The sequence below is a fragment of the Tardiphaga sp. vice154 genome (assembly GCF_007018645.1).
GTDB lineage: Bacteria > Pseudomonadota > Alphaproteobacteria > Rhizobiales > Xanthobacteraceae > Tardiphaga.
On the sequence record NZ_CP041399.1, the window covers coordinates 1656481 to 1683218 of the forward strand.

A 26738-nucleotide genomic window follows, 5' to 3' on the forward strand; every position below is an offset into this window, starting at 1 on the left:
ATGTCCGCATTTCTCGACAATTTCATGTTTTCCTACCAGGCGGTGATCTTCGCCGTCGGCATCAATGGCCTCTTGGCGCTGTCGATGTATGCCGTGCTCGCGGTCGGCCAGCTCTCGCTAGGTCAGGCCGCCTTCATGGGCATCGGCGCCTACGTCTCTGCACTCTTGACGATCAATCTCGACTGGCCGTTTCCCGCCGTTCTGCTGGCGGCGATGCTGGTGCCGGCGCTGCTCGCGCTGCTGATCGGGGGGCCGACGCTGCGCCTGACCGGCGTCTACCTGGCGCTGGCCACCATCGCCATCGTCGAGATCCTGCGCATCTTTCTCAATGCGTCGAGCTACACCGGCGGTGCACTCGGCCTGTCCGGCATTCCCAACAAGACCACCGTCGCGCTGATCTATGGCTCGCTGGCGGTGGTGCTGGCCGGCTTCGTGCTGGTGGCGCGCTCCAGGCTTGGCCGCGCGATGGAAGCGGTCCGCGAGGACGAGATCGCCGCCGGCGTGATGGGCGTCAACCTGCCGGCGATCAAGCTCGGCGCGCTGATCGTCTCGGCGATGATCGCCGGCCTTGCCGGCGCGCTCAATGCCCACGCCAACAGCTTCATCGGCCCGAACGACTACAGTTTCGAGCACGCTGTCACGATCATTTCCTTCGCGCTGCTCGGTGGCATCGGGTCGCCGTTCGGCCCGGTGCTGGGGGCGGCGATCCTGACGCTGCTGCCGGAATTCCTGACCTCGCTGCAGGATTTCAAGCTGGTGGTGAACGGCTTCATCATCGTGGTTGCGGTGCTGTACATGCCGCGCGGGTTGCTGACCTGGCGCATCGGGCGGGTGGGGCGATGAGCAAGATTCTCGAGATCAATGAGCTCACCGTCAATTTCCGCGGCCTGGTGGCGGTCGATCATGTCAGCTTCACGGTCGATGCCGGCACCGTGCACGGGCTGATCGGCCCGAACGGCGCCGGCAAGACCACCTGCTTCAATTTGATCTCCGGCCTGATCCCGCAGACGTCGGGCCAAGCCTCGCTGGCCGGCCTGCCGCTGGAAGGCTCGTCCTGGCAGCGCACCCGCGCCGGCCTGTCGCGCACCTTCCAGAACATCCGCATGTTCCAGGACATGACGGTGCGCGAAAACGTCATGACGGGGATGCACGCACGGCTGCATGCCACGCTACCGGAAATCCTGTCACGCCTCGGCCGCTTCGGCGGCGAGGAACGCGCCGCGGTCGCGCGCGCTGACGAGTTGCTCGACTTCGTCGGCCTCACCGCTTTGGCGGATCGCCGTGCCGGCGACCTGTCTTACGGCGACCAGCGCCGGCTCGAGATCGCCCGCGCGGTGGCCTCCGACCCGAAGCTCTTGATGCTGGATGAGCCCGCCGCCGGCATGAACCCGACCGAGACCCGGCAACTGGTCGAGCTCTTGCTGCGGCTGAAGCAGAACGGGCTGACGCTGCTGCTGGTCGAGCACGACATGCATTTTGTGATGAGCCTGTGCGACCGCATCACGGTGCTCAATTTCGGCCGCAAGATCGCCGAAGGCAGCCCGCGCGAGGTGCGCGAGAATCCGGCGGTCATCGAAGCCTATCTCGGCCACAAGGTCGCCGAGCGCCTGAAGGGAGGCGCGGCATGAGCGTGCTCGAAGTTCGCGGCCTGCGGCTCGGCTATCACCGCAGCGACGCCGTGCATGGTATCGATCTCGATGTCTCCGAGGGCGCGGTGGTGTCGCTGATCGGCGCCAATGGCGCCGGCAAGACCACGACGCTGCGCGGCCTCAGCGGCTTGTTGAAGCCGCGTAGCGGCTCGGTCAGGTTCGACGGCCAGGAGATGGCCGGGCAGGCCGCCTACAAGACCACCCGCGCCGGCATCGTCCAGGTGCCGGAGGGCCGCCAGATCTTCGCCAACATGACGGTCGAGGAAAATTTGCGGATGGGCGCCTATCTGGTGGCTGACGCCGCCGAGATCGCGCGCCGCCGCGCCGGCGTGCTGGGCCGCTTCCCGCGGCTCGGCGAACGGCTGGCACAGCTAGCGGGGCTATTGTCCGGCGGCGAGCAGCAGATGCTGGCGATCGGCCGCGCGCTGATGTCGGAGCCGCGGCTGCTGTTGATGGACGAACCCTCGATGGGGCTGGCGCCGCTGTTCATCGAGGAGATCTTTGCGATCATCCAGAAGCTGAAGACCGAGGGCCGTACCATCCTCTTGGTCGAGCAGAACGCGCAGGCCGCGCTCGAAGTGTCGGACTATGCCTATGTGCTGGAGAGCGGCCGCATCAAGCTGCACGGCCCGGCCGGGGACGTCGCCAACAATCCCGAAGTGATCTCGGCCTATCTCGGTTCGGGCTGATTGCCCGAATTTCGCGTCCACGCCGCGCTCGCCTCTCCTCGGTGGCGAGAGGCGAGCGCGGCGCAAAATCGGACATTTTCAGTGACCTGCCGCGCAATACCCTTTAGGTATGATCCGGCAGGAGTCATTATCTTGTTCGACGGATTTTACAAAAGTGAATTTTCCATCAATGACGCGGTCGGCCGCAGTGTGACGCATGTCCGCGGCGGCAAGCTGCTGGGCGGCAATTCGGCGTTTTCCCACACCGGCAGCTATGTTGAGGACGACGGCGAGATCATTCTGGAAGTTACCAGCCGCCTCCACACCTCGGATCCCAAATATCCGTCGCTGCTCGGCTCCGACGTGTCGATGATCCATGTCCGCGGTCGCGCGGACGGCCGCAATTATCGCTTCGAGGGCACCTCGCCGCAGGTGCCCGGCGCGATGTTTCGCTCATTGATGACGCCGCTTGGCGACGACGACATGCCGCCGGCCGGCAAGGTCGGCGACGGCGGCATCGGCGACGGGTTGTACGCCGTGCAGTTCCGGATGCTGGACGGGCTCAAGGACGGCCTCAATGGCGTCATGCTGCTGAAGGACGGCCGCATTCTCGGCGGCGATGCGTTCTTCTACTATGTCGGCGCCTATGCCTCTGCCGACGGCCGCTGGAAAGGCGAGATCATCAACCAGGAGCACACCCCGGCCAGCAGCGAGCATCTGCTGTTCAGTGGCCATGAGGTCGGTATCGGCTTCGCCGGTACCTGCAACGTCGAGGGCGCGGAGCTGGAGGGGACCGCGCTCGCCGGCAAGCGCAGCCTGCGTCTGCGGGCCAGCCTGAAGCTGGTCTGCAAGGCCTGACGATCACCTCGTTGGCCATCAAGCCAGAGCCCGACAGAATTTGACTAATTTATAAGCAAAAACCGCGTTCTGTATGTAATGGCGATCGTCGGTATCCGGTCTCCGCTTCGGGTCTCTTATTTCATTATCGAAATCCGTACGATCCAGATGGCACAAACCTTGCGAGGTCCTATCCAGAATATTCCCTGGATGCTGGAGCCTCTTATGAAGCGTCGCGACTTTCTCAAAACCGTCACCGGCGTAGCCGCCGGCGCCATGGTGCCGGCATCGGCGTTCTGGTCCACCGCTAACGCCGACGCGCGTTCCGCGACCCTTCTAATCGTCTCCGAGAGTGGTCCGAACAACATCGATATCATGGGCGTAGGCACCAACGTGCCGGGCTACGAGGTGTCGTGGAATTGCTACGATCGCCTGATCACCCACGAGATGAAGGAAGGCCCCGGCGGCGTGCAGTATTACGACCGCGACAAGTTCAAGGGCGAGCTCGCCGAGAGCTTCACCATCGACGACAAGTCCGCAACCTTCAAGCTGCGCAAGAACGCCAAATTCCACGACGGTACGCCGATCACCGCCAAGGACGTCAAGTGGTCGCTCGATCGTTCGGTTTCGGTCGGCGGCTTCCCGACTTTCCAGATGAGCGCGGGCTCGCTGAAGAAGCCGGAGCAGTTCGTCATCGTCGATGACTACACCGTGCGCGTCGACTTCATCACTAAGGACCGGCTGACGATTCCCGATCTCGCGGTGATCGTGCCCTGCATCATGAATTCGGAGCTGATCAAGAAGAACGCGACCGAGAAGGATCCGTGGGGGCTCGAATACACCAAGCAGAACATCGCCGGCGGCGGTGCCTACAAGGTCACCAAATGGACCGCCGGCACCGAAGTAATCATGGAGCGCAACGACCACTGGGTGTGCGGCCCGCTGCCGAAGATCAAGCGCGTGATCTGGCGCATGGTGCCGCAGGCCGGCAATCGCCGCGCGCTGCTGGAGCGCGGCGATGCCGACATGTCGTATGAGTTGCCGTACAAGGATTTCCAGGAGATCAAGGCCAACGGCAAGCTGAAGGTGGTGTCGCTGCCGTTCTCCAACGGTATCCAGTATATCGGCATGAACGTCACCAAGCCGCCGTTCGACAATCCGAAGGTGCGCCAGGCGCTGGCCTATGCGATCCCGTACCAGAAGATCGTCGATGCCGTGTTGTTCGGCCTCGGCAATCCGATGTACGGCGCGTCGGCCGATCGTCCGACCGAGGTGGCGTGGCCGCAGCCGACCAAGTTCAATACCGACATCGCCAAGGCCAAGGCGCTGCTCGCCGAGGCCGGCTATCCCAATGGGTTCGAGACCACGCTGTCGTTCCGCGCCGTCGACGGCATCAGCTTCACCGTCGGGCATGGCGAGAGCGTCGGGCTGGTCGGCGAGTCCGGCTGCGGCAAGTCGACGACGTCGATGATGGTGATGCGGCTGATCGACAAGACCTCCGGTAACATCGTCTTTGATGGCGATGACATCGGCGCCATGGCGCCGAACGCCTTTGCCCGGCTGCCGCTGCGAAAAAGCATCCAGATGGTGTTTCAGGATCCGACCGACAGCCTCAACCCGCGCTTCACCGCGGCGCGCGCCATCGCCGATCCGCTGATGCAGCTCGGCGATATCAGGGGCGGAGACGCGCTGCGTGCAAAATGCGAGGATCTGGCGCGGCAGGTCGGGCTGCCGCTCGATCTGCTCGACCGGTTCCCGCACCAGATGTCCGGCGGCCAGAAGGCCCGGGTCGGCATTGCACGCGCCATTGCGCTGCAACCGAAGCTGATCATCCTCGATGAGCCGACTGCCGCGCTCGACGTCTCGGTGCAGGCGGTGGTGCTGAACCTGTTGCAGGACCTCAAGCAATCGATGGGGATGAGCTATCTTTTCGTGTCGCATGATTTGAATGTGGTGCGGCTGTTGTGCGATCGTGTCATCGTGATGCGATCCGGGCGAATCGTGGAGCAGGGGCCAACGGAGGCCGTGCTCGACGCGCCGCAGGACGACTACACCCGCGAACTGCTGTCGGCGATCCCGCATCCGCCGCTGCCGGTTCACTAGACTTGCAACGAATTGGAGTGCCCGTGGCCGAACCGCTGGATGATTATATCGACGCCGTAGCGAACGTGCTCGGCCTGCCGGTCGAGGACGCTTGGAAGCCGGTGATCCGCGCCAACCTCGCGGTGACGCTGAAGATGGCGCGCATGGTGGATGAATTCGTGCTGCCCGATGAGTCCGAACCGGCCAGCATCTATGCAGCCTGATCCTGTCATGACACCCGCCGGCGAATGGCTGCCCGCCTCCGAGATCGCGCAGGCGATCGCGTCGAAGAAGATCACCGCGATTGCCGTCACGGAAGCCGCGTTGGCGCGCATCGGCGCGCATAATCCCGTGTTGAACGCCTTTACCGACGTCACCGCCGAACGCGCGCGCGCCACGGCCAGGGCGGTCGATGCCGCGGTCGCCGCCGGTGAAAAGCTCGGCCCGCTGGCCGGCGTGCCGTTTGCGGTCAAGAACCTGTTCGACATCGAAGGCCTGCCGACCCGTGCCGGCTCGAAGATCAACCGCGATCGCGCCCCATCGACGCGCGACGCCACGCTGATCGAACGCATGGAGGCGGCCGGCGCGGTGCTGCTCGGCGGCCTCAACATGGGCGAATACGCCTATGACTTCACCGGCGAGAACGTCCATGACGGCGATTCACGCAACCCGCATGACACCACGCGGATGACCGGCGGCTCGTCGGGCGGTTCGGGCGCCGCGGTCGGCGGCGGGCTCGTGCCGCTGGCGCTGGGCTCCGATACAAATGGCTCGATCCGCGTGCCATCGTCGTTCTGCGGCGTGTTCGGCCTGAAGCCGACCTATGGCCGGCTGTCGCGCGCGCGCTCGTTTCCCTTCGTCGCCAGCTTCGATCATCTCGGTCCGTTCGCGCGCACCGTCGAGGATCTGGCGCTGTCTTATGACGCCATGCAGGGGTCGGACGTCGACGACGCAGGCTGCTCGACGCGTGACATCGAGCCGGTGTCGGCGCTGCTTTCGCAGGACATCGGCGATCTGCGGATTGCGCTGGCCGGCGGTTACTTCCAGAAGTTTCTGTTCCCGGAAGCCAGGGAAGCCATCGCCCGCGTCACCACGGCGCTCGGCGTCACCCGCGAGGTAGAGATTCCGGAAGCCGCACGCGCGCGCTCGGCGGCCTATGTGATCTCGACCTGCGAGGGCGGCTCGCTGCATCTCGACCGGCTGCGCACGCGGCCGAACGATTTCGATCCGGCGACGCGCGACCGGCTGCTGGCCGGCGCGATGGTGCCGGCCCCTCTGGTCGATCGCGCGCAAAAATTCCGCCGCTGGTACCGTACGCAGGTGCTGGAACTGTTCAAGACGGTGGACATCATCATCGCGCCGGCGACGCCATGCGTCGCGCCAAAGCTCGGCCAGGTCAACTTCACGCTCGATGGCGAGGAGCTCCCGGTGCGCGCCAATATCGGCATCCACACCCAGCCGATCTCGTTCATCGGCCTGCCGGTGGTGGCGGTGCCGATACCGCTCGATCCGATGCCGATCGGCGTTCAGATCATTGCTGCCCCGTGGCGCGAGGACCTCGCGCTGCGCGTGGCTTACGCCTTGCAGAAGGCCGGCGTCGCCGCAGCCCTTCGTCCCAAAGGATTCTGACGATGGATATCGATCTTCCCGACGTGCTCGCCGAAGTAGGCGCGGCTTTTGCGCGCTATGAGCAGGCGCTGATTACCAACGACACCGCGGTACTCGGCGAACTGTTCCGCAATGATTCCCGCACCATCCGCTACGGCGCGGGTGAAAATCTCTACGGATATCACGAGATCCAGGCGTTCCGCGGCGCCCGCCCGGCGGTCGGCCTGATGCGCCGCACCGAGCGGACGGTAATTTCGTCCTATGGCCGCGACACCGCGGTCGCCTCGACGCTGTTTTATCGCGACAGCGCGCCGGGCAAGGTCGGCCGTCAGATGCAGACCTGGGTGCGATTCGCCGAGGGCTGGCGTATCGTTGCGGCCTCGGTCAGTATGATCGACGAGCCGAAACCGACGGCCGAAGGCTGAGGCCGGGACCAAGGGACGAGCATGAGTTTCGACGACATGCTGGTGGTGCCCGCATCGAAACCATCGGGCCGCAAGGCCAGTCGAGCCCGGCTGTCTTCGGGCATCGTCAAGGTGACGCGCGCCGAAGAATTGCGGCTGCAACTCGCCGACGATATCGTCCGCGGCGTGCTGCCGCCCGGCGCCTCGCTCGACGAGACCGAAATCGCGCGGCGCTTCGAGGTGTCGCGCACGCCGGTGCGTGAAGCGCTGCGGCAGTTGGCGGCGAGCGGGCTGGTGGATTCCCGCGCCCATCGCGGCGCCTTCGTGGCGCAGCCGTCGCCGGAACGCCTGACCGGCATGTTCGAGGCGATGGCCGAACTGGAAGCGCTGTGTGCCGGGCTTGCGGCGGAGCGCATGCTGGCGGTCGAGCGCCACGCGCTCGAAGCCGTGCACGAGGAATTGCGCGTACTCAGCCATGCCGGCAATCCCGAGCGCTTCGCCGAGGTCAACGAGCGTTTTCACAACATGATCTACACCGGTTCGCAGAACGACTATATCGCGGAGATCACGCTGGCGACGCGGGTTCGCGTGCAACCGTTCCGCCGCGCCCAGTTTCGCAACCTCGGTCGCCTCGCCAAGTCGCAGGCCGAGCACGACCGCGTCGTCATCGCCATCCTGCGCGGCGACCGCCCCGGCGCCGCCGCCGCGATGCGCGCGCATATCGAGCTGGTGCGCGGCGAATATGAGCATTACGCGGTGACGGTGTAGTTCGACCCCAGTTGTCGTTCCGGGATGCGGCAGACGGCGAAGCCGGCTGACGGAGACCCGGAACCTCGAACAGTTCAGCGCAAAACATCTCCAGATTCCGGGTTCGCTCGCACTGGTGCGCTCGCGCCCCGGAATGACAATTACTTCGCCGCTTCCTTCGCAAACGCCCGCCAGCCGCCGAAGCTGGAGATGTCGCGGGCGCCCTCGATCGCCGTGGCTTCGACCAGGAAGCCCTTGACGCCGGAGCCATCGGCCAGTCGCAGCGTGCCGATCGACAGCGGCGAGGGGATCGCCGCGACGAACTTGCCGAACGCCGCCGCCGACAGCGCCCAGACCTCGACCTCGATCGCCGAGCCGGAGCCTGCTTCGACGCGCAGCAGGCCGGGCTTGGCCGGCGTCGTGCCGTCCAGCGCATAGAAGCAATAGTCCGGCGCGGTCGTCTTTGCGTTCAGGAGCCGGCCGCCGAGCGCCTGCAACTCGCCGTTCAGCGCCATCCCGGTCAGATGCGCGCCGACCACGGCGATGGCGATCTCGTCGCCCCGAAGCGTCGCGGGCACCGCGGGCAACAGCGGCTGCGGGACCGCTTTCGCGCCCATCGGCAGCCGGGTGTCGGCGTGGAAGGCGCGGCCGAGGCTGGCGAGCTTGGCGTCATCGCCGCCGGGCGCCAGCAACGTGATCCCGAACGGGATGCCGTCGGCGCGCATTGCGGCGGGCACGGCCAGACCGCAGAGGTCGAGCAGGTTGACGAAGTTGGTGTAGGTGCCGAGCCTCGAGTTGAGCTCGATCGGATTGGCCAGCACCTGCGCCGTCGTGTAGGCGGTCGGCGCGGTCGGCAGCACCAGCGCGTCGATGGCGGCGAAGGCCGTCTCGGCGGTGCGCTTGAGGCTGTGCAATTTGTACAGTGCGGCGAAGGTGTCGGTGGCGCTTTGCCGGGCGCCGGCGAGGGTGATCTCGCGTGTCACCGGATGGATCGCGTCCGGCGCCGACGCCAGCAGATCGCGGATCACCAGCAGGCGTTCGGCGACCCACGGCCCGTCATAGAGCAGCCGCGCGGTCTCGTAGAACGGTTCGAGGTCGAACTCGACCAGGGTCGCGCCCAATGATTTCCAGCGCTTCAGCGCCTCCGCATAGGCCTTCTCCGACACCGTATCGCCGAAGAAGATCAACTGCCCGTTGCGCGGCACGCCGAGCTTGAGGCCTTTGGGAATTTCCGTCAGCGCGCCGACTTCGCGCTGGCGCGAATAGGGATCCTTCGCATCATAGCCGCCCATGACGTCGAGCGCGGCCATCGCGTCGTCGACGCTGAGCGCGAAGATCGACACGCAGTCCAGCGTGCGGCACGCCGGCACCACGCCGGTGGTCGGGATCAGGCCGAGGCTCGGCTTCAGTCCGACGATGTTGTTCAGCATCGCCGGCACCCGGCCGGAGCCGGCGGTATCGGTCCCGAGCGACAGCGGCACCAGGCCGGCGGATACTGCCACCGCGGAGCCCGAGCTGGAGCCGCCGGGGATCAGGTCGTCGCGGACCGCGTTTTTCGGGATGCCATAGGGCGAACGCACGCCGACGAGACCCGTCGCGAACTGGTCGAGATTGGTCTTGCCGATCACGATAGCGCCGGCGGCGCGTAGCCGCGCCACCGCGGCGGCGTCGCGGGAAGGCGTATAGGCAAAGGCCGGACAGGCGGCGGTCGTCGGCAGTCCGGCGACGTCGATATTGTCCTTCACCGCCACCGGCACGCCGTACAGCGGCAAGGTCGCACCGTCCCTGGCGGCCAGCGCCACGGCCTCGGCGAGCGCCTCGGCCTCATCGCGCAAGCTGATGAAGATGGCGGGATCGCCATGCGAACGGATACGCGCGAAGCTACGCGCGACGGTCTGTGCAGGCGTCTGGGTGCCGGCGCGATGCGCGGCGACGATCTCGGCAATGGTCTCGGTCACGCGGCGGACCTGCTGCGGATGGCGCAAGGGCGCCACCCGCCGGGGGCGATGGTTTCATTCAGCAGGTACGGCAAGAGAAGGCTCCGATTGCAAGACAGAAACAGGGACGGTGCCGAACTTCTCCGCTGCATACAGCCCGGCCGCAACCAGAGCATAGGCCAGCGCGACGCCGGGCGTCACCCCCCAACCGCCGCCGATCCCGATCGCCTCGCCGTGCATGAAGCCGAAATAGGTCATCACCGCGCCGGCCAGGGCGAAGGCTGAGGCATGGACGAATTTGCGCTCGATGACGAACACCGCGATCGCGCCGAGCACCAAGCCGGTCAGGATCGAGCCGCCGCCCATCACTTCGAGGCCATGATACAGCACGCCGTTCTGCGCCATCTTGGCGACGAAGTCTGGCGCGTGCTGGGCGCCGAAATTCATGCCCGCAGCCCCGAGCGCGCCGGACAGCAGCACCGTGGCCCAGGCCGCCAGATGCGGCGTCAGCGACAGCGCGATGGCCGGGGCGTGTTCGCGCGGCGTGGTCTCGAACGCCTGCGCGCAGATCAGCATGCCGATGTACAACAGGATCGGCGAGATCGCGACCACCGGCACGATCGCCAGCATCAGCGAGATGATGCCGAACCATGACAGCACCACCACCATGATGCCGGTCGCCGCCGAATAGCCGATCCGGCCGCCCATCGCCTTCCAGCCGGGATGGCCGATATAGACCGCGTTGATGAACGGGTTGCCCATCAGGCAGCCGATCAGCGACACCACGCCGTCTGCGGTCAGCACGCGCGTGGTCGGATAGGTGTCGCCGGCGGCTTCCGCGGACTCCACATTGTCCATCGCCTCGACCAGATCGTAGATGCCGTAGGGAATTGCGGTGACCAGGATGATGCCGAGGAACTGGAAGCCGGAGAACACGTGATCGAATGCCGGCAGCGGGATCGAGAAGCCGAAATTGCTGAAGGCCGCGGCGACGCCGGCGGCGCTGACGCCGCCGATGCCGAAGCCCAGCAGGGTCGATCCCCATGCGATCGCCATGCCGACGCCGATCGCGACCAGCCCGGCCGGAATGTTCTTCGGATATTTATAGCCGCCGAACCAGCTCAGCATGATGATGGCGAAGCACGTCAGGGCGATCACCGGCGTCATGAACATTTCCAGCGCCGGGCGCATCGCGATGAAGGTGATGGAGACGCCGGCCAGCGTGCCGAGCAGCGCGGCGCGCGGAGTCACCTTGCGGATCCACGGGGCGATGAAGCCGCCGATCATCAGGATGAAGCTCTGGAAGAACACCCAGACGAGGCCCGCCTCCCAGCCCTTGATCGGATCGCCCGTCGTGAGCGAGATTGGCAGCATGATCACGAAGGTGACGATGAACATATGCGGCACGCTGATGCCGGACGGCAGCGCGCAGACGTCCGAGCGGCCGGTCTTTTGCGACAGCTTGTAGGCAAGATACGCGTAGTAGAAGGTCGAGAGACACATCATCAGGCCGAGCGCCGGCAGGATGCGGCCGAATACGATCGAGTCCGGCATCTTCAGCACGAAACGCAACAATCCGGTGAGCACCAGCATGTTGACGAGGATGTTGGTGCCGAAACCGAAAAATGCATTCCAGTCGCCCGGTGCCCACAACACTGGCTTGAAGTCGGATTTTCCGGCAGTCCCCGTGATCGTGCTCATCAAAATGCTCCCCTGTCAGCTGTGTGAAATCTCCAGAACGTTCTGCTCGTCCATCGCTTGCAGCACCGCAGCGGAGTCACTGACCCAGCCAAAAATGCCGCCCTGGGCTTTGATCATCTTCAGGCCCATCTCATGAAATTCCGGGAAGTAGGAGGCGCAGCCATCGGCCAGCACGATGCAACGATAGCCGCGGTCGTTGGCCTCGCGCACGGTGGTGTTGACGCAGACCTCGGTGGTGACGCCGCACACCAGCAGCGTGTCGATGTCGCGACCGGTGAGGTCGGCACCGAGCGTGGTGGCGTAGAACGCGCCCTTGCCGGGTTTGTCGATCACGATCTCGCCTTCGACCGGATACAGCGCCGGGATGATGTCGTGGCCGGCTTCGCCACGGATCAGGATGCGGCCCATCGGCCCGGGATCGCCGATTCGCAACGATGGTGCGCCGCGCTCGATCTTCGCCTTTGGCGCGTCGGACAGATCGGGCAGGTGGCCCTCGCGGGTGTGCACGACCATCAGGCCGATCGCGCGCGCGGCCTTGAGCACCGCAGCGATCGGTTCAATGGCACGGGTCAGTTGCGAGACGTCGTTGCCAAGCGTCTCGCCGAAGCCGTCGGGCTCAATGAAGTCGCGCTGCATGTCGATGATGAGGAGCGCAGTGGTTCCCCAGTCGACCGCGATCGGGCCGGGCTCGGCGTTCAGCGTCACTACCAGCGAGGGGTTTTCCATGGCCGATCCGGTTCGCGAGCGATGGGTGTCTCGGGAACGGCGAAGCAAACGTCGTGCCATTGTATACAATGAGTGCAGCGGCGATGACGTGGCTTATATGGCGTGGTTTTTGGCTTTGAAATGCCTCATTTTCTAGTTGATGTAAGGTCGCGTTTGCCAATGAGGGGCGGCTGTGCGCAGCAAAACGCCCAGCAAAAATGCCGGGCGTGGTGATATTTTAATCTTCTTTGATGCACGCCCCAAAAATAGGCTGGCACATGCGGCCTCGAACTACTGGCCGTGGTTGACCAGCACCTGATTGCAGGCGGGGGAAATATTCGGACGGTTCTGCTGCAGGCAGCTCAGAATGACAAGGTCACCCTGATCGAGAACCCGGGGGCAGAACTTCTTGACGTCAGGCGCGCAGGCTTTCTGTTCCGCTTCGGTGCCGCTCTGCTGGGCAGAGGCACCGCTGAGAAGAAGAGCTAAGGTAAAGGCAGTGGCAGTGATGGTTTTGAACATGGTGATCCCCGGTTTCGTAAACTCAAGCGATTCGGCGAACAGTTGTTCCCGCCAACTGCCAAAGATCGCAAGTCAAAACTTCTCTGCCACGAGCGGGCGCTCGCGGCGGAGGTATCAATGGCAGATCATCGTGACTTGACGCTGGGTTCGCGGCTCCACAGCCGTAGCTTGCCAAGCTCTTTGATGAAGCCGTCGATATCGGCGGGGCTGGCGAGTTCGATGAAACCTTCATCCATCGAGTCGGCGAGCCCTGCCTTGGCGAACAGCGGAACGGCGGCATCGACGTAGCCGATGAACTTGCAATGCGCGAAGGCGTCGGCGACGAAGTCCCGGGCGGTGGACTCCATCAGCAGGTCGTCGATGCCCTTGGCGCCGGGCAATAGCGCCACGGCGTCGTACAGTACCGATGGGCCGCCATCGATCATCTGGTCGGCTTCGATGAGTGTGCCGTCGCTGGCGTCGGCACCTCCGACCTTGGGCGCGATGATCTCGAAGGTGGCGCCGGCCTTGAAGACCGCCGCCTGAAGCGCCGCCAAAAGCTTGGCGTCGGTCCCGTCGGTGACGACGATGCCGAGCTTGCGGCCCTCGAACCGCCCGGGCCCCTTCATGACGATGCTGAGCGCCGCGGACTCCGAGAGATCCTGCCGGGTCGGCTGTGCGGCATCGGCGGGCTCGGGCATCTCCTTGATCCCGAGCATCGAGGCGACCTTGCTGGCGAGGCCTTCCTCGATATTCAGGAGATGCGACACCATCCGTTCGCGGATCACAGGCGTCTTGACCTTGCTGAGTTCGAAGGTCAGCGCAGCCGCGATATGGTGCTGCTCGCCCTTGGTCTGGCTGAGGAAAAACTGCCGCGCCTGGCTGTAGTGGTCGGAGAAGCTCTCCGGACGCAGCCGGGTCTTCGGGCCGTGCTCGATCGCGGCAAAGGACCTGAAGCCGCGCTCTGGCGACTGTCGGGGACCGGCGCCGAAGGAATTCGGCTGATAGTTCACGTGGCCCTTCGGATTATGCATCGCGCCGTGGCCGTCCTGCTGGAAGTGCGCGAACGGGCATTTCGGCGCGTTGATCGGGATATGCGTGAAGTTCGGTCCGCCGAGACGCTTCAACTGCGTGTCCAGGTAGGAGAAGTTGCGGCCCTGCAGCAGCGGATCGTTGGAGAAGTCGATGCCGGGCGGCACGTTCTGCGTCATGAACGCGACCTGCTCGGTCTCGGCGAAGAAATTATCCGGCATGCGGTCGAGCACTAGACGCCCGATCGGGATCGGCTTGAGGATTTCTTCCGGGATCAACTTGGTCGGATCGAGCACGTCGAAGTCGAACTGGTCGGCGAATTCTTGGTTGAACAGCTGCACCTGCAACTCCCATTCCGGAAAACTGCCGGACTGGATCGCGTTCCACAGGTCGCGGCGGTGGAAATCGGGATCGGCGCCGTTGATCTTGACGGCTTCGTTCCACAGCACCGACTGCAGGCCGAGCTTCGGCTTCCAGTGGAACTTCACGAAGGTGGATTCGTCCTTGGCATTGACGAAGCGGAAGGTGTGGACGCCGAACCCTTCCATGAAGCGCAGTGAGCGCGGCAGCGTCCGGTCTGACATCTGCCACATGACCATGTGCATGCTCTCCGGGGTCAGCGAGATGAAGTCCCAGAAATTGTCATGCGCCGACTGCGCCTGGGGAAACGCCGAGTCCGGCTCTTCCTTGACGGCGTGGATCAGGTCGGGAAATTTGATCGCGTCCTGGATGAAGAACACCGGGATGTTGTTGCCGACCAGATCCCAGTTTCCTTCCTTGCTGTAGATCTTGACCGCGAAGCCGCGCACGTCGCGCGCCAGATCCGCCGAGCCCTTGCTGCCGGCGACGGTGGAGAACCGCACAAAGGCCGGAGTGCGCTCGCCGGCGCGCTGGAACAGATCGGCGCGGGTGTATTTTGCCAGCGACTCGTAAGTTTCGAAGAAGCCGTGCGCGCCGTAGCCGCGGGCATGGACCACGCGCTCGGGAATGCGCTCGTGGTCGAAATGGAACATCTTCTCGCGAAAATGGAAGTCCTCGATCAGTGCAGGGCCTCTGGCGCCGATCTTCAGCGTGTTCTGGTCATCGAGCACCGGTCCGCCGTTGGCGGTGGTGAGGATCGGCGTATCGCCCTCGGCAATCTGGTGCAGTTCGCCGCCGGCGCCCCGGACGAGTTGCTGGTCGTGAATTGTGACGGTCGCCGGTTTTGTGCCGGACCGGGTGGTGGATTTTGCCATGTGGGGTTCCCGCTGAAGATGGAGTGCCCATCCAATGCGGAAGGTGTGATTGTGTTCCGGTGGACGATGCCCGCCAAAAGCGCCCGCCGAAATCTGCCGGCGCCTGAGTTGGGGAGACTTCCGACCAGGTTTTCTTTTTTGGACCCTGCGCCATTGACGGCGTCCTTATGCACATCGAACGGCCTGCTCAAGACGCTCGATCTGCTTGTCGGTCCCGTCGGTATGAATTTTGAGGCCGGCCGCTGCAGCCCATGCTGCAACAGGTCGGTCATGGTCTGAATATCCTTGCTGAAAAACCCCGTCCTTTGCTTCACTAACAGCCGGTAGTCGCCTGCATGACGGCAACTACCGGTCCGGGTTCTGTGATTTTTCCCGGGCCGGGTCCGTGTTCTGCTATTAGGAAGCAAGGCGTTCGCGGCGGCGAGTTACGGTCGGGGAGGGCATTGCATGTCGGTTCGCGCGGTGATCCCGGCCCTGATCGGCACTATGCTGCTGCTCACGGCGCCCGGCCGTGCCGACGAGATCGATACCGAGCATTTGTTCGGCTTCATGATCGGCAGCGATGTCGGCCGGGTCGGCGAACGTGAGTACGAAAGCCGGACGACGGGCCGGCTGTCGCGCCGAGGCGGAGGCTATCGCGCGATCGGTCAAGAATTCGAGCTGGAATTCGTGCCGGCGAAGGACATGCGCGTCGAACTTGGTACTTCGATGGCGGCGCACGATATCGAGGGCGTCACCGGATTGGCTGATCGTCGCCAGTCCGGCTGGCAGGGTCTGTCGATCGACCTGCGCTACCGGTTTCTCAATCGCGAGCATCACCCGTTCGGCCTGACGCTCAGAGTCGAAGCCGGCACCAGCCGGATCGATAACGGGAGCGGGCTGCCGGCGCGGTCCACCGGCGGCGACATCACGCTGGCGCTGGATCGCGAATGGATTCCGAACTTCCTGGTGGCCGCCATCAACCTCACCTATCAGCCGGAATGGAGCCGGCTCTCCTTCGGTGGGACCGAACGCGAAGCCACGATCGGTATTGCGGGTGCGATGATGGCACAGCTGCGCCCGGGCTTCTACCTTGGTGGCGAGGCGCGTTACTTGCGTACCTATGAAGGGTTCGGCCTGCAGGAATTTTCAGGCGATGCCCTTTTTATCGGACCGTCGGCCTATCTGCAACTTTCGCCGCGCGCCTGGCTTGCCGCAGCATGGAGCGTGCAAGCATGGGGGCGTGACAGCCGCCCAGGCAGTTCGCTCAATCTCGAAGGCTTCGAGCGGCATCAGGCGCGGCTTATCTATGGTATCGGCTTCTGACCGGCAATTTCGCTGCTGGTATCATCAGCCGCCACGCTTGCTAGCATGAAACTTCGCGACTCGGTGGCCGTTTCTGGCTGTGCTATCCTGTTGCGAAGCAAGGAGCCTGGCATGAGCCCGATTGAGCTGATTGTAACCGTCTGCGCGGTGTTGTCGCCGAGCACCTGTGAGGAAACCCACTTGACCTTCAATTCGACGATCTCGCGACAGCAATGCACGATGGGGGCGATGCCCTATATCGCGCGATGGGTCGGTGAGCACCCGAAATGGAAGGCGGTGAAGTGGCGCTGCGAATTTCCACACAGCCGGGCCGACATCGGCGCAAGCCGCGCCGGCTAGGGATGACGTGTTGTGTGCCTTGCGCTCCGTGCCGGCCAAGGGCACGCCGCCTGGCGCGGTTCCGACAGCGGCTCGACGCAGGCTTTGCGTCCGATGCGGTGCCATCGATCCCTGCAATGCAGCACGTTTGACGGATTTTCAGCCGGCTGATTTGCTGGCACTCTCGGACGCTCAGCGTTGGGAGGACCGGAGTGAAAGCGATGTGCAGGATCGGGAGACTACTCGGCGGATTGATGCTGGCCTGCACCGCGCCTGCCGCGGCGGCCGGGTTGAACGATTACCCGACCGCCATCCGCTCCGATTATGTGTTCGCCTGCATGAAGGCCAATGGCGAGAACCGGCAGTCGCTCGAGCAGTGTTCCTGCTCGATCGACGTGGTGGCGTCGCTATTGCCGTATGACCGTTACGTCACCGCCGAGACGGTGCTCAGCATGGCGCAGGTGCAGGGCAATCTCGGCGGTCAGTTCCGCTCCGCGCCGCAGTCCAACGCGGCGCTGACCGACCTCAGGCGCGCCCAGGCCGAAGCCGAGGTACGGTGCTTCTGACCGGAATTCGGGCGGCCTGAACTATATCCCCGACCCCTCGGCCTTCCACTCGCCCGCGAACAGGTGCCCTTCGGTATCCCGTGCCTCGACGCGGTAGCGTTTGGCGTCGCCCGGCAGGTGGGTGAAACGGAGGTTGGGATCTTCCGAGATCGAGATCCCGCCCTGCAGCGACAGCAGCAGGCGGTCGTCCTGCCAGATCTTGATGTCGTTGACGAAGAACGCCGGCACGTAGTGCCGCGTCACCTGATCCATCTGCAGGCCGGAATTGTTGGGGTGGCCGATCATTACCTGTGCTTCGCGGGCGCCGCTGGCCGGGGTGTCGCCGGTCCGGGCGAATTGCCGGAAGCGGATCTGGCCGAGCCTGCCGCGCGCTTCCTGCGCGTTTTTGGCCGCCGGTGCGGAGCAGCCGCCGGAGGCCTTCACGAATACCTTCGTCATGTAGAGCTGGCCGTCGCTGAGTTCGGCCACCGCATGGACGTCGCTGTAATTGTTGACGCGAACGCGCGTGGAAATTTCCGAGATTGTGGAGTCCGGGCCGAACTCGAAGCGGCCGGCCATCGGCGCCGGGTTCTGGTCGATCACCAGCGTGATCGCGCGAACGCGGCGGCTGTCGCCTGGCGGCAGCATGGTGCGCAAGGTCACCGGCACGATCGCGGCATCCTCGGCGCGGGCGGGCATCTCGATGGCGAGCACGCCGGCGCCGTCCAGCATCGGGCGGCTATCGAAAATGTCCTGCACCAAACCGGGCCAGGGATCGTAAGGCGGGTCGGCCGCCTGCGCGGGACCGTGAAGCACGAGGACAAGAAAAGCGGCCTTAAAAAGACGACCTGCGATCATGGCGCGATCTCCCGTACGAGGCGGCATTCTACGCCGTCCTGCGGCTCATTCCCACTCAATTTCCGAATAGGCCGCGGTGGCGTTGCGGGCATGGTAGTCGTCGACCAATTGCCATCGCGATGGTTCCGGCGCGCCGGCCTGCTGCGCCGCACGCAGCGGCGCGCCCTGGGCGATCAGGGTGCGGAGATCGGCGTCGAGCCGTTGCAGATAACGCCGCTGGTCGGCCAGGACAGCCGGCCACTCGCCGACGGCGCCGTGGCCGGGCACGACGCGGTTGGCCGGCAAGGCCGCCAGTTTGTCCATCACGCCGAGCCAGCCGCGCAGGCTGCCATCGACGACCGGAATATGCCCGCGAAACACCAGGTCGCCGGCAAACAGCGTGCCGGTCGCATCGTCCATCACGGTCAGGTCGCTGTCGCTATGGGCCGTCGGCCACGCTCTCAGCGCCAGCGTGCGACCGCCGAGATCGAGCGTCGTGTCGTTCTCAACCAGCAATGTCGGCGCGACGATCCGAACTTCGTCGATCAGCGCGTCGCCGAGCAGGCGACGGAATGCGGCGAGATAATGCGGCCCGCGCTGCGCCAGCGCCTGCGGCAGTTGGCGGTGGCCGACATGGATGACGCCGTCGCCGGTAAAAGCAGCGTGGCCGAAGACATGATCGGGATGGCCGTGGGTGGCGATGACATAGCGCACCGGAAGTCCGGTGCGCTGGCGGATGGCCGCGCGCAACTGCCGACCGACGCGCACGCTGCCACCGCTGTCGATCACCGCCACGGCATCGCGCCCGACGATGAATCCGAGATTGGCGATGTCGCCGGCATTGGCTTCGTCCATCAAGGCGATCCGGCCCGCATGCACGAAAACGCCAGGAGCGATCTGATCCACAGCCAGGGCCGGTTCGTCGTGCTGCGCTTGCACAATGCCCGTCAGTAAAATCGCCAGCGTTGCGAGGAGGATGCTGCTACGCATCATGCGTAAGTATCCGTTACGTACTTCGTTCAGAGAGTTGGCGACATCTGCTAGCAGGAATGCCGAACTACACAAAGCGGAAAGTCGTCAGGCGTGATTTGTGTTGCACGAAATGTTGGGCGGTACTAGCATCTGCCGGCATTCAACTTCAACGGGACTTCGGTTCGTTGGGATTGCCGGTGTCTTCGGGGATGGCGGCATGCGAAGAGACGAGAATGTCCTCCGCCGCTACCGCTATGTCTGCACTGCTGAAATGCAATCACGCGGCTAGATCAAGGTGCTGGGCGAATCCGTCTCATGCCCATCGCAATGCGTCCGATCGACAGACATAAAATTCTACAAAAGACATCGTGGGAGGATACGACATGCACAAGGTGTTATTCGCCTGTCTTGGCGCGTTCACGGCCCTGGCCGGCAGCGCTGCCAATGCCAATGATGAACTGATAAAGATGGAGAAGAATGCCAAGGACTGGGTGATGCCGGCTGGCAATTATGCCAACCAGCGCTATTCCGAGCTCAAGCAGATCACCGCCGCCAATGTCGGCAAGCTGCAGGTGGCGTGGACGTTTTCCACCGGTGTGTTGCGCGGCCATGAGGGCGGGCCGCTGATCGTCGGCAATATGATGTATGTCCACACCCCGTTTCCGAACATCGTCTACGCGCTGGATCTCGCCAAGGAAAACAAGATCGTCTGGAAGTACGAACCAAAGCAGGATCCTAACGTGATCCCGGTGATGTGCTGCGATACGGTGAACCGCGGCGTCGCTTATGCCGACGGCAAGATATTCCTGCACCAGGCCGATACCACGCTGGTCGCGCTCGATGCCAAGACCGGCAAGGTCGAGTGGTCGGTGAAGAACGGCGATCCCGGCAAGGGCGCCACCGGCACCTCGTCGCCACTGGTCGTCAAGGACAAGGTGCTGGTCGGCATCTCCGGCGGAGAATTTGGCGTGCAGTGCCACGTCACCGCCTACGACCTCAAGACGGGCAAGCAGTCTTGGCGGGCCTATTCGGAAGGGCCGGACGATCAGATCATGCTCGATCCGGTATCGACTACCGAACTCGGCAAGCCGGTCGGCAAGGATTCCAGCCTCCGGACCTGGCAGGGCGACCAGTGGAAGATCGGCGGCGGCTGCACGTGGGGCTGGTTGTCCTACGACCCCGCACTGAACCTGGTCTATTACGGCTCCGGCAATCCCTCGACCTGGAATCCGAAGCAGCGGCCCGGCGACAACAAATGGTCGATGACCATCTTCGCCCGCAATCCGGACACCGGCATGGCGCGCTGGGTCTACCAGATGACGCCGCACGACGAATGGGACTATGACGGCGTGAATGAGATGATCCTGACCGACCAGGAAATGGGCGGCCAGCCGCGCAAGTTGCTCACGCATTTCGACCGCAATGGCCTCGGCTACACCCTCGATCGCGCCACCGGCGAATTGCTGGTTGCCGAGAAGTTCGATCCGAAGGTGAACTGGACCTCCGGCGTCGACATGAACAAGAACTCGCCGACCTATGGCCGCCCCAAGGTGATAGCGCAATACTCGACCGAAGCCGGCGGCGAGGACAAGAACACCAAGGGCATCTGCCCGGCGGCGCTCGGCACCAAGGACCAGCAGCCGGCGGCCTATTCGCCGGATACGCAAATGTTCTACGTGCCGACCAACCATGTCTGCATGGACTACGAGCCGTTCAAGGTAAGCTACACCGCAGGCCAGCCCTATGTCGGAGCGACGCTGTCGATGTATCCGCCTCCGGGCGACAGCCACATGGGCAACTTCATCGCCTGGGACAACAAGACCGGCAAGATCGTGTGGTCGCTGCCGGAGCAGTTCTCGGTGTGGTCCGGTGCGCTCGCCACCGCCGGCGGCGTGGTGTTCTACGGCACGCTGGAAGGCTATCTGAAGGCGGTCGATGCCAAGACCGGCAAGGAGCTCTACAAGTTCAAGACTCCGTCCGGCATCATCGGCAACGTCACCACCTATGAACGGGACGGGCGGCAGTACGTTGCCGTGCTGTCCGGCGTCGGCGGCTGGGCCGGGATCGGCCTTGCGGCCGGCCTGACGGATCCAACCGCCGGCCTCGGTGCCGTCGGCGGCTATGCGGCGCTGTCCAACTACACCGCGCTCGGTGGCGCGTTGACGGTGTTCGCATTGCCGCAGTAGCGGCTTGCGGCCGACGAGCGGCTGGTGCGTGGAGCGATCCAGGCGCCAGCCGCGGACCGCGTTGCCTGGACTACAGAGCCATGATGCGTCCGTAACAGACGCGTTCAGCGACAAGAAAATCAATCAAGGAAATGCCTGTGCGTGCTATTCTGTATGGAACGGCCCTGGCGGTCGTCGTGACCTCGGCTCATCCGGTTTACGCCGAAACTCCTCCCGATCCGGACGCTGTGAAGGAAGAGGCGGGGAAGTATTTCGACGTTCAGGGAAACCCGACCTTCAAGATCATCAGCGGCAGCACCGACTGGTACACCTATTCCGGATATCGCCGCTATCATTCGGAATGCCATGTCTGTCATGGCCCGGACGGTGAGGGCTCCAGCTACGCGCCAGCGCTCAAGAACTCCGTCAAGGCGATGAGCTATGGCGAATTCATCGAAGTGGTTGCCAGCGGTCGCAAGAACGTCAATGCCTCGCACAGTAGCGTGATGCCGGCGTTCGGCGATAATCCCAATGTCGCCTGCTACATGGACGATCTCTACGTCTATCTGCGGGCGCGCGGCGCCGATGCCGTGGGCCGGGTCAGACCGGCGCGGCACGACGACAAGCCCTCTGCCGCGCGGGAGGCCGAGGATTCCTGCATGGGCACGAAGAAGTAGGCAGACGAAACGGTGTCGAGGGCCGGCGTGTCAGTCGAGCGAGGAAGAGGACGGCGATGACCGGTTTAGCTGGCGGCCGATGGCCGAGCATCATTGTTGCCGGCGTCGCGGTCGCAGCGTGGCTGCAGGCGACGCCTTCGGCTGCGCAGCAACGGCCGGAGGGCGGCGATCTCTCGATCGAACTGGTCGATCCCAATGTGCTTCGCGTCTGCGCCGACCCGCGCAATCTGCCGCTCTCCAACGACAAAGGAGAGGGCTTTGAGAACAAGATCGCCGAACTGCTGGCCGCCAGACTGCAGAAGCGGCTCGCCTACGCCTTTTTTCCGCAGGCGACGGGCTTCTTCCGGATGACCCTCGGGGCGCATCGCTGCGACGTCGTGATGGGCTATCCGCAGGGCGACGATCTCGTGCAGGGCACCAACCCCTACATGAGAACGGCCTATGCGTTGGTCACGAAATCGGGCAGCGCGCTTGAAGATGTCACGACGCTGGCCGATCCACGCCTGAAGGGCAAACATATCGGCATCGTCGCCGCGACGCCGCCGGCCACCAACATGGCGGCCAACGGGCTGATGGCCAATGCCAGACCCTACGCGCTGATGATCGACACCCGGATCGACTCGTCAGCCGAGGCCATGATCAAGGACATCGGCTCGGGCGCGATCGACGCCGGCGTGCTGTGGGGGCCGATGGCAGGCTTTCATGCAAAGCAGGCCGAACCGCCGCTCCGCGTCACGCCATTGTTGAGCGAAACCAGCGGGCCGCGGATGACCTACCGGATCGGCATGGGCGTTCGCGCCGCCGACCAGAACTGGAAGCGGCTGCTGAACCGCTTCATCCAGGACAACCAGGCCGAGATCAACGCCATCCTGCTCGGCTACGGCGTGCCGCTGCTCGACGACAGCGACCGCCCGATCACCGCGCAGGTTGTTGCGCCGAAGCCGTATTGATCCGGCGTCTGACAGCGGGGCTGGTCGCCGCATGGGCCGCCGCATCGCCTGTGCAGGCGCAGGAGGCCGTGCCCGAGCCGCCCGGTTACCGCACCGACAATTACCGCGCGCCGGTGCCGGCGACCCTGCATGGCGCTGTGGTGCTGACCACGGCCGAGGCCGAGGCGCTTTGGCGTGCCGGCGCGGCCGCCTTCATCGACGTGCTGCCACGCCCGCCGAAACCGCCCAATCTGCCGGCGGGCACGGTCTGGCGCGAGGCGCCACGGCCGCACATCCCCGGCAGCCTGTGGCTGCCCGACACCGGCTATGGCGAACTGGCGGAAGTTACCGAGGATTATTTCAGGCGCGGGCTGCAGCGCGCCAGCGCCGGCGACAAGGCGCGCAGGCTGGTGTTCTATTGCCTGGCCCATTGCTGGATGTCGTGGAACGCGGCCAAGCGCGCGCTGGGCTACGGCTACGCCCATGTTGCCTGGTATCCCGACGGCACTGACGGCTGGCACGACGCCCATCTGCCGATGCAGGACGCGAAGCCGGAACCGCGGGCCGGGGAATAGCTGCCGTCATAGCGAGGAGCCAAGCGACGCGGCAATCCAGAGCCACACTCTCGGCAAGAACCGGATTGCTTCGTCGCAAGGGCTCCTCGCAATGACGGCGCAAACGACAACGGCGCGGCAATCCCTCGGGAATGCCGCGCCGTTGTTACTGCAATTCAAAGCGGCGCCGGGGGCAGCCGCGTTTCGCTTAGACGGCGTCCTTGGCGGCCTTGACCGGGCGTGCACGCACGATCTTGCGGGCCGGCTTGGCCTTGAAGGTCATCGGCTCGCCGTTGAATGGGTTGGTGCCCTTGCGCGCCTTGGTGGCGGGCTTCTTGACGACGACGAACTTGGCAAAGCCGGGGACCAGGAACACGCCGTTCTTCTTCAGTTCCTTGTAGCCGACCACGGCCAGGGTCTCGAGAACGCCCTTGACGTCCTTCTTGGTCAGATCGGGATGGGACTCGTTGATCTTCTCGATGAGCTGCGACTTGGTCATTTGATCGGCCATTGGGCACCTTTGTGTTAGTGATTCGGTGAAATAGACACTAGTGAAAATCGCAGAAAAAAACCCGGACAGAATACAATCTGCACAGATTTTGCCTAAAAAAACAGTGCTTCTAGCGTTTCAATCCCCGATTCGTCTTGTGTGACAGGCTTTGGCTGGCGACGCGCGCCGATTCAACCTGTATTGCAGGCTCTGCGGCATCGGTGGCTTCCCCGTCCGCGAACGCCGGTTGCACCGATGTGCCGGGTGTTTATGGTCGATCCATGACCGACTTTCCCCGCTACGCCATCTACTATGCCCCTTCGGCTGGCGCTCCGCTTGCGCGCTTCGGCGCCGAAATGCTCGGCTACAATGCTTTCACCGGCCACGACGTGGCGTTTCCCGCCGCGGTGGTTGCGCAGTTTCCGGACTGGCCGGCATTGACCGGCGATCCGCGCAAATACGGCTTTCACGGCACCCTGAAAGCGCCGTTTGCACTGGCGCCGCTGGAGCACGAGGCCGGGTTGATCGCGGCCTGCGACAGCTTCGCCACATCTCCCCGCGCCATCCCGGCGATGACGCCGCTGGTGCAGGCGATCAGCAGTTTCATCGCGATCGTGCCGGCGGCCCCCAGCGCTGAACTCAACTCGCTCGCGCAGGATTGCGTCGAGGCGTTCGACCGTTTCCGTGCGCCGATGACGCCTGCCGATCGAGCCCGCCGCAAGCCGGAGGCGCTGACAGCGCGCCAGGTCAAGCAGCTCGATCGCTTCGGCTATCCCTATGTGCGCGATGATTTCCGTTTTCACCTGACGTTGACCGGGCGACTTCCGGCGGAGCGCGCGGCCGAGGTGCTGGCGATGTTGCAGGCGCGGTTTGCCGCGCTCGATATCGCTGCGCTGCGGATCGACCGGCTCGCCGTGTTTCGGCAAGACAGTGCATCGGCGCGATTCCGTATCGTTCATGAGACGGCGTTGACTTGATACTTGGCAATGTTGTTGTCGCATCTGCGTCGCCGCTGCGGCGCAACACGGTACTGCCTGCGAATCTGCATCAAAATAATCCGGGAATGGCTTCAGCGTCCTTGACGTCGCGCGCCAGCGTGCAATGATTTGCGGAGAAACTTGAGGACGTACGTCCGATTGCCCAGGCGATGCCACGCACCGCCAACTATCAATCAAAAATCAGACAGGAGGATTGACCCATGACCGTTCATATCCACCCCTCGGTTGATAACGGCGTCAAGGCCGGCTCCGGCAGTTTTGCCGGCGGCACGCTGGTCTGCAAATGCAAGGATCGGCCGGTCAAGGTCAGCATCCGCGGCGACGTCGCGCACAATCACGCCTGCGGCTGCACCAAATGCTGGAAGCCGGAAGGCGCCATCTTCTCGGTCGTCGCCGTGGTGCCGCGCGACAACCTTTCGGTGACCGAGAACGGCGACAAGCTTGCGGTCGTGGACGCCTCCGCGACGATCCAGCGCCACGCCTGCAAGGTCTGCGGCACCCATATGTACGGCCGCATCGAGAACAAGGCGCATCCGTTCTATGGACTCGACTTCATCCATCCCGAACTGTTCGAGGAAGGCGGCTCCGCGGCGCCGGGCTTTGCTGCCTTCGTGTCGTCGGTGCTGGAGTCCGGGGTGCAAACGAGCGAGATGGACGGCATCCGCGCGCGGCTGAACGAGTTGGGGCTGCAACCCTATGACTGCCTGTCACCGGCCCTGATGGACGCGATCTCCTCCCACGTCGCCCAGTCCCGCGCCAAGGCGGCTTAGGACGCCCGCCTGATCTCTTCTGCCGGACTTGATCCGGTCCCGCCGGCGGGCGCATATGCCCCCCGCCGGCGCGTTGCCGGCGATTTTTTCTCCAGCGCCGGAGCCTTGCCTCATGACGATCGAAACCGTCTCAACAATCCGCTCGCATGGCGGCACGCAGGGCGTCTACAAGCACGCCAGCAGCTCGACCGGCACCGGCATGACCTTTTCGGTGTTCGTGCCGCCGCAGGCCGCCGAGAGAGCGTGCCCGGTGGTGTGGTATCTGTCGGGTCTCACCTGCAGCCACGCCAATGTCACCGAGAAAGGCGAATACCGCCGCGCCTGCGCCGAACTCGGCCTCATCTTCGTCGCGCCCGACACCAGCCCGCGCGGGGACGGCGTGCCCGGCGATCCCGCCCAGGCCTATGATTTCGGCCTTGGCGCCGGCTTTTATGTCGATGCGACGCAGTCGCCATTCGCGGCCAACTACCGGATGTGGAGCTACATCACCGCCGAACTTCCGTCGGTGCTCGCCGCAAACTTTCCTGCCGACATGAGCCGGCAATCGATCATGGGCCATTCGATGGGCGGCCACGGCGCCCTGACCATCGGCCTGCGCCATCCCGGTTGCTACCGCGCCGTCAGCGCCTTCTCGCCGATCGCAGCACCCTCGCAGGTGCCGTGGGGCATCAAGGCGCTGGGCGGCTATCTCGGTCCCGACCGCGCCGCCTGGCGCGCGCATGATGCGGTCGCGCTGATCGAGGATGGCGCGCGGATCGGCGAATTGCTGGTCGATGTCGGCGATGCCGATCCGTTCCTGACCGAGCAGTTGCGGCCGGGCCTTCTGGAGAACGCCTGCGCCAACGCCGGCATCGCGCTGACGCTGCGCCGCCAGCCCGGCTACGACCACAGCTATTATTTCATCTCGACCTTCATGGAAGACCATCTGCGCTGGCATGCGGAGAGGTTGGGCGGAACGTAGCCCGGATAAGGCGGCGCGATGCGCAGCATTGCGACGCCGCCATCCGGGGACGGTGTCTCTACGAGGGGGCGGCCCCCGGATGTCGCTCGCGTCCTCACGTTGCTCAGGCGC

Annotated in this window: 27 protein-coding genes; 19 read left to right on the forward strand and 8 right to left on the reverse strand. The window is 64.4% G+C overall.

The window, feature by feature from the left end:
* The 9 genes from FIU28_RS07750 (at position 1) to FIU28_RS07790 (ending at position 8016) form a co-directional block, all read left to right on the forward strand.
* Positions 1-843: a branched-chain amino acid ABC transporter permease gene (locus FIU28_RS07750; RefSeq protein ID WP_143572385.1), complete on the forward strand. Its 843-nt coding sequence runs from the start codon at positions 1-3 to the stop codon at positions 841-843.
* The gene (locus tag FIU28_RS07755) at positions 840-1628 is read left to right on the forward strand and encodes an ABC transporter ATP-binding protein (RefSeq protein ID WP_143572386.1); all 789 of its coding nucleotides are present in this window, start codon (positions 840-842) and stop codon (positions 1626-1628) included. The genes FIU28_RS07750 and FIU28_RS07755 overlap by 4 nt, the downstream gene beginning before the upstream one ends.
* Positions 1625-2338 (forward strand): ABC transporter ATP-binding protein, encoded by a 714-nt coding sequence (locus FIU28_RS07760; RefSeq protein WP_143572387.1) that lies wholly within the window; start codon positions 1625-1627, stop codon positions 2336-2338. Before FIU28_RS07755 ends, FIU28_RS07760 begins: the two co-directional genes overlap by 4 nt.
* Before the next feature lie 132 nt (positions 2339-2470).
* A complete protein-coding gene (locus FIU28_RS07765) occupies positions 2471-3175 on the forward strand; it encodes a GrlR family regulatory protein (protein WP_143572388.1) in 705 nt (234 codons plus the stop codon).
* A gap of 204 nt (positions 3176-3379) precedes the next feature.
* Entirely contained in the window at positions 3380-5257 is a 1878-nt protein-coding gene (locus FIU28_RS26900; RefSeq protein WP_143572389.1) for an ABC transporter substrate-binding protein, read from the forward strand.
* A gap of 23 nt (positions 5258-5280) precedes the next feature.
* Positions 5281-5460, forward strand: a complete 180-nt coding sequence (locus FIU28_RS07775) for a DUF4089 domain-containing protein (RefSeq protein WP_143572390.1) — start codon at positions 5281-5283, stop codon at positions 5458-5460.
* A gap of 7 nt (positions 5461-5467) precedes the next feature.
* The gene (locus FIU28_RS07780; RefSeq protein WP_168202884.1) at positions 5468-6865 is read left to right on the forward strand and encodes an AtzE family amidohydrolase; all 1398 of its coding nucleotides are present in this window, start codon (positions 5468-5470) and stop codon (positions 6863-6865) included.
* 2 nt (positions 6866-6867) lie between these two features.
* Positions 6868-7269 carry an oxalurate catabolism protein HpxZ gene (gene hpxZ / locus FIU28_RS07785; RefSeq protein ID WP_143572391.1) on the forward strand — a complete coding sequence of 134 codons (402 nt, stop codon included), beginning with the start codon at positions 6868-6870 and terminating at the stop codon, positions 7267-7269.
* Between the two features lie 21 nt (positions 7270-7290).
* Positions 7291-8016, forward strand: a complete 726-nt coding sequence (locus tag FIU28_RS07790) for a GntR family transcriptional regulator (RefSeq protein WP_210247758.1) — start codon at positions 7291-7293, stop codon at positions 8014-8016.
* Between the two features lie 140 nt (positions 8017-8156).
* Here the strand turns inward: FIU28_RS07790 and atzF are convergent, their stop codons facing one another.
* From atzF to FIU28_RS07815, 5 genes are all read right to left on the reverse strand, one after another.
* Complete coding sequence (gene atzF / locus FIU28_RS07795) at positions 8157-9953, reverse strand: allophanate hydrolase (protein WP_143576097.1); 1797 nt, start codon at positions 9951-9953, stop codon at positions 8157-8159.
* 54 nt (positions 9954-10007) lie between these two features.
* Positions 10008-11633 (reverse strand): regulator, encoded by a 1626-nt coding sequence (locus FIU28_RS07800; RefSeq protein ID WP_143572392.1) that lies wholly within the window; start codon positions 11631-11633, stop codon positions 10008-10010.
* Between the two features lie 15 nt (positions 11634-11648).
* Positions 11649-12359, reverse strand: coding sequence for a cysteine hydrolase family protein (locus FIU28_RS07805; protein WP_143572393.1), 711 nt, complete (start codon positions 12357-12359; stop codon positions 11649-11651).
* A gap of 270 nt (positions 12360-12629) precedes the next feature.
* Positions 12630-12860, reverse strand: coding sequence for a cysteine rich repeat-containing protein (locus FIU28_RS07810; RefSeq protein WP_143572394.1), 231 nt, complete (start codon positions 12858-12860; stop codon positions 12630-12632).
* 125 nt (positions 12861-12985) lie between these two features.
* The gene (locus FIU28_RS07815) at positions 12986-15106 is read right to left on the reverse strand and encodes a catalase (protein ID WP_143572395.1); all 2121 of its coding nucleotides are present in this window, start codon (positions 15104-15106) and stop codon (positions 12986-12988) included.
* A gap of 447 nt (positions 15107-15553) precedes the next feature.
* Here FIU28_RS07815 and FIU28_RS07820 point away from each other — a divergent pair, with 447 nt between their 5' ends.
* From FIU28_RS07820 to FIU28_RS07830, 3 genes are all read left to right on the forward strand, one after another.
* A complete protein-coding gene (locus tag FIU28_RS07820) occupies positions 15554-16411 on the forward strand; it encodes a hypothetical protein (protein WP_143572396.1) in 858 nt (285 codons plus the stop codon).
* A 111-nt stretch (positions 16412-16522) separates the two neighbouring features.
* Complete coding sequence (locus tag FIU28_RS07825; protein WP_143572397.1) at positions 16523-16750, forward strand: hypothetical protein; 228 nt, start codon at positions 16523-16525, stop codon at positions 16748-16750.
* Positions 16751-16950: 200 nt separating this feature from the next.
* Positions 16951-17295: a hypothetical protein gene (locus tag FIU28_RS07830; protein ID WP_143576098.1), complete on the forward strand. Its 345-nt coding sequence runs from the start codon at positions 16951-16953 to the stop codon at positions 17293-17295.
* A gap of 21 nt (positions 17296-17316) precedes the next feature.
* Here the strand turns inward: FIU28_RS07830 and FIU28_RS07835 are convergent, their stop codons facing one another.
* On the reverse strand, positions 17317-18132 hold the full coding sequence (locus FIU28_RS07835) for a quinoprotein dehydrogenase-associated SoxYZ-like carrier (protein WP_143572398.1): 816 nt from the start codon (positions 18130-18132) through the stop codon (positions 17317-17319).
* Between the two features lie 45 nt (positions 18133-18177).
* Positions 18178-19104: a quinoprotein relay system zinc metallohydrolase 2 gene (locus tag FIU28_RS07840; RefSeq protein WP_143572399.1), complete on the reverse strand. Its 927-nt coding sequence runs from the start codon at positions 19102-19104 to the stop codon at positions 18178-18180.
* A gap of 362 nt (positions 19105-19466) precedes the next feature.
* Here FIU28_RS07840 and xoxF5 point away from each other — a divergent pair, with 362 nt between their 5' ends.
* The 4 genes from xoxF5 (at position 19467) to FIU28_RS07860 (ending at position 23429) form a co-directional block, all read left to right on the forward strand.
* Positions 19467-21269: a lanthanide-dependent methanol dehydrogenase XoxF5 gene (gene xoxF5, locus FIU28_RS07845; protein WP_143572400.1), complete on the forward strand. Its 1803-nt coding sequence runs from the start codon at positions 19467-19469 to the stop codon at positions 21267-21269.
* Positions 21270-21400: 131 nt separating this feature from the next.
* Complete coding sequence (locus FIU28_RS07850; protein ID WP_143572401.1) at positions 21401-21925, forward strand: c-type cytochrome, methanol metabolism-related; 525 nt, start codon at positions 21401-21403, stop codon at positions 21923-21925.
* Between the two features lie 56 nt (positions 21926-21981).
* Positions 21982-22875 (forward strand): substrate-binding domain-containing protein, encoded by an 894-nt coding sequence (locus tag FIU28_RS07855; protein ID WP_143572402.1) that lies wholly within the window; start codon positions 21982-21984, stop codon positions 22873-22875.
* A complete protein-coding gene (locus FIU28_RS07860; RefSeq protein WP_143572403.1) occupies positions 22872-23429 on the forward strand; it encodes a PQQ-dependent catabolism-associated CXXCW motif protein in 558 nt (185 codons plus the stop codon). Before FIU28_RS07855 ends, FIU28_RS07860 begins: the two co-directional genes overlap by 4 nt.
* 187 nt (positions 23430-23616) lie before the next feature.
* Here the strand turns inward: FIU28_RS07860 and FIU28_RS07865 are convergent, their stop codons facing one another.
* A complete protein-coding gene (locus FIU28_RS07865; RefSeq protein ID WP_143572404.1) occupies positions 23617-23919 on the reverse strand; it encodes an HU family DNA-binding protein in 303 nt (100 codons plus the stop codon).
* Positions 23920-24179: 260 nt separating this feature from the next.
* Between FIU28_RS07865 and FIU28_RS07870 the strand changes: the two genes are divergently transcribed.
* From FIU28_RS07870 to fghA, 3 genes are all read left to right on the forward strand, one after another.
* Complete coding sequence (locus FIU28_RS07870) at positions 24180-24875, forward strand: DUF1045 domain-containing protein (protein WP_143572405.1); 696 nt, start codon at positions 24180-24182, stop codon at positions 24873-24875.
* A 221-nt stretch (positions 24876-25096) separates the two neighbouring features.
* Complete coding sequence (gene gfa, locus FIU28_RS07875; protein ID WP_143572406.1) at positions 25097-25666, forward strand: S-(hydroxymethyl)glutathione synthase; 570 nt, start codon at positions 25097-25099, stop codon at positions 25664-25666.
* A gap of 112 nt (positions 25667-25778) precedes the next feature.
* Positions 25779-26627: an S-formylglutathione hydrolase gene (fghA, locus tag FIU28_RS07880; protein ID WP_143572407.1), complete on the forward strand. Its 849-nt coding sequence runs from the start codon at positions 25779-25781 to the stop codon at positions 26625-26627.
* The last annotated feature ends 111 nt before the right edge of the window (positions 26628-26738 follow it).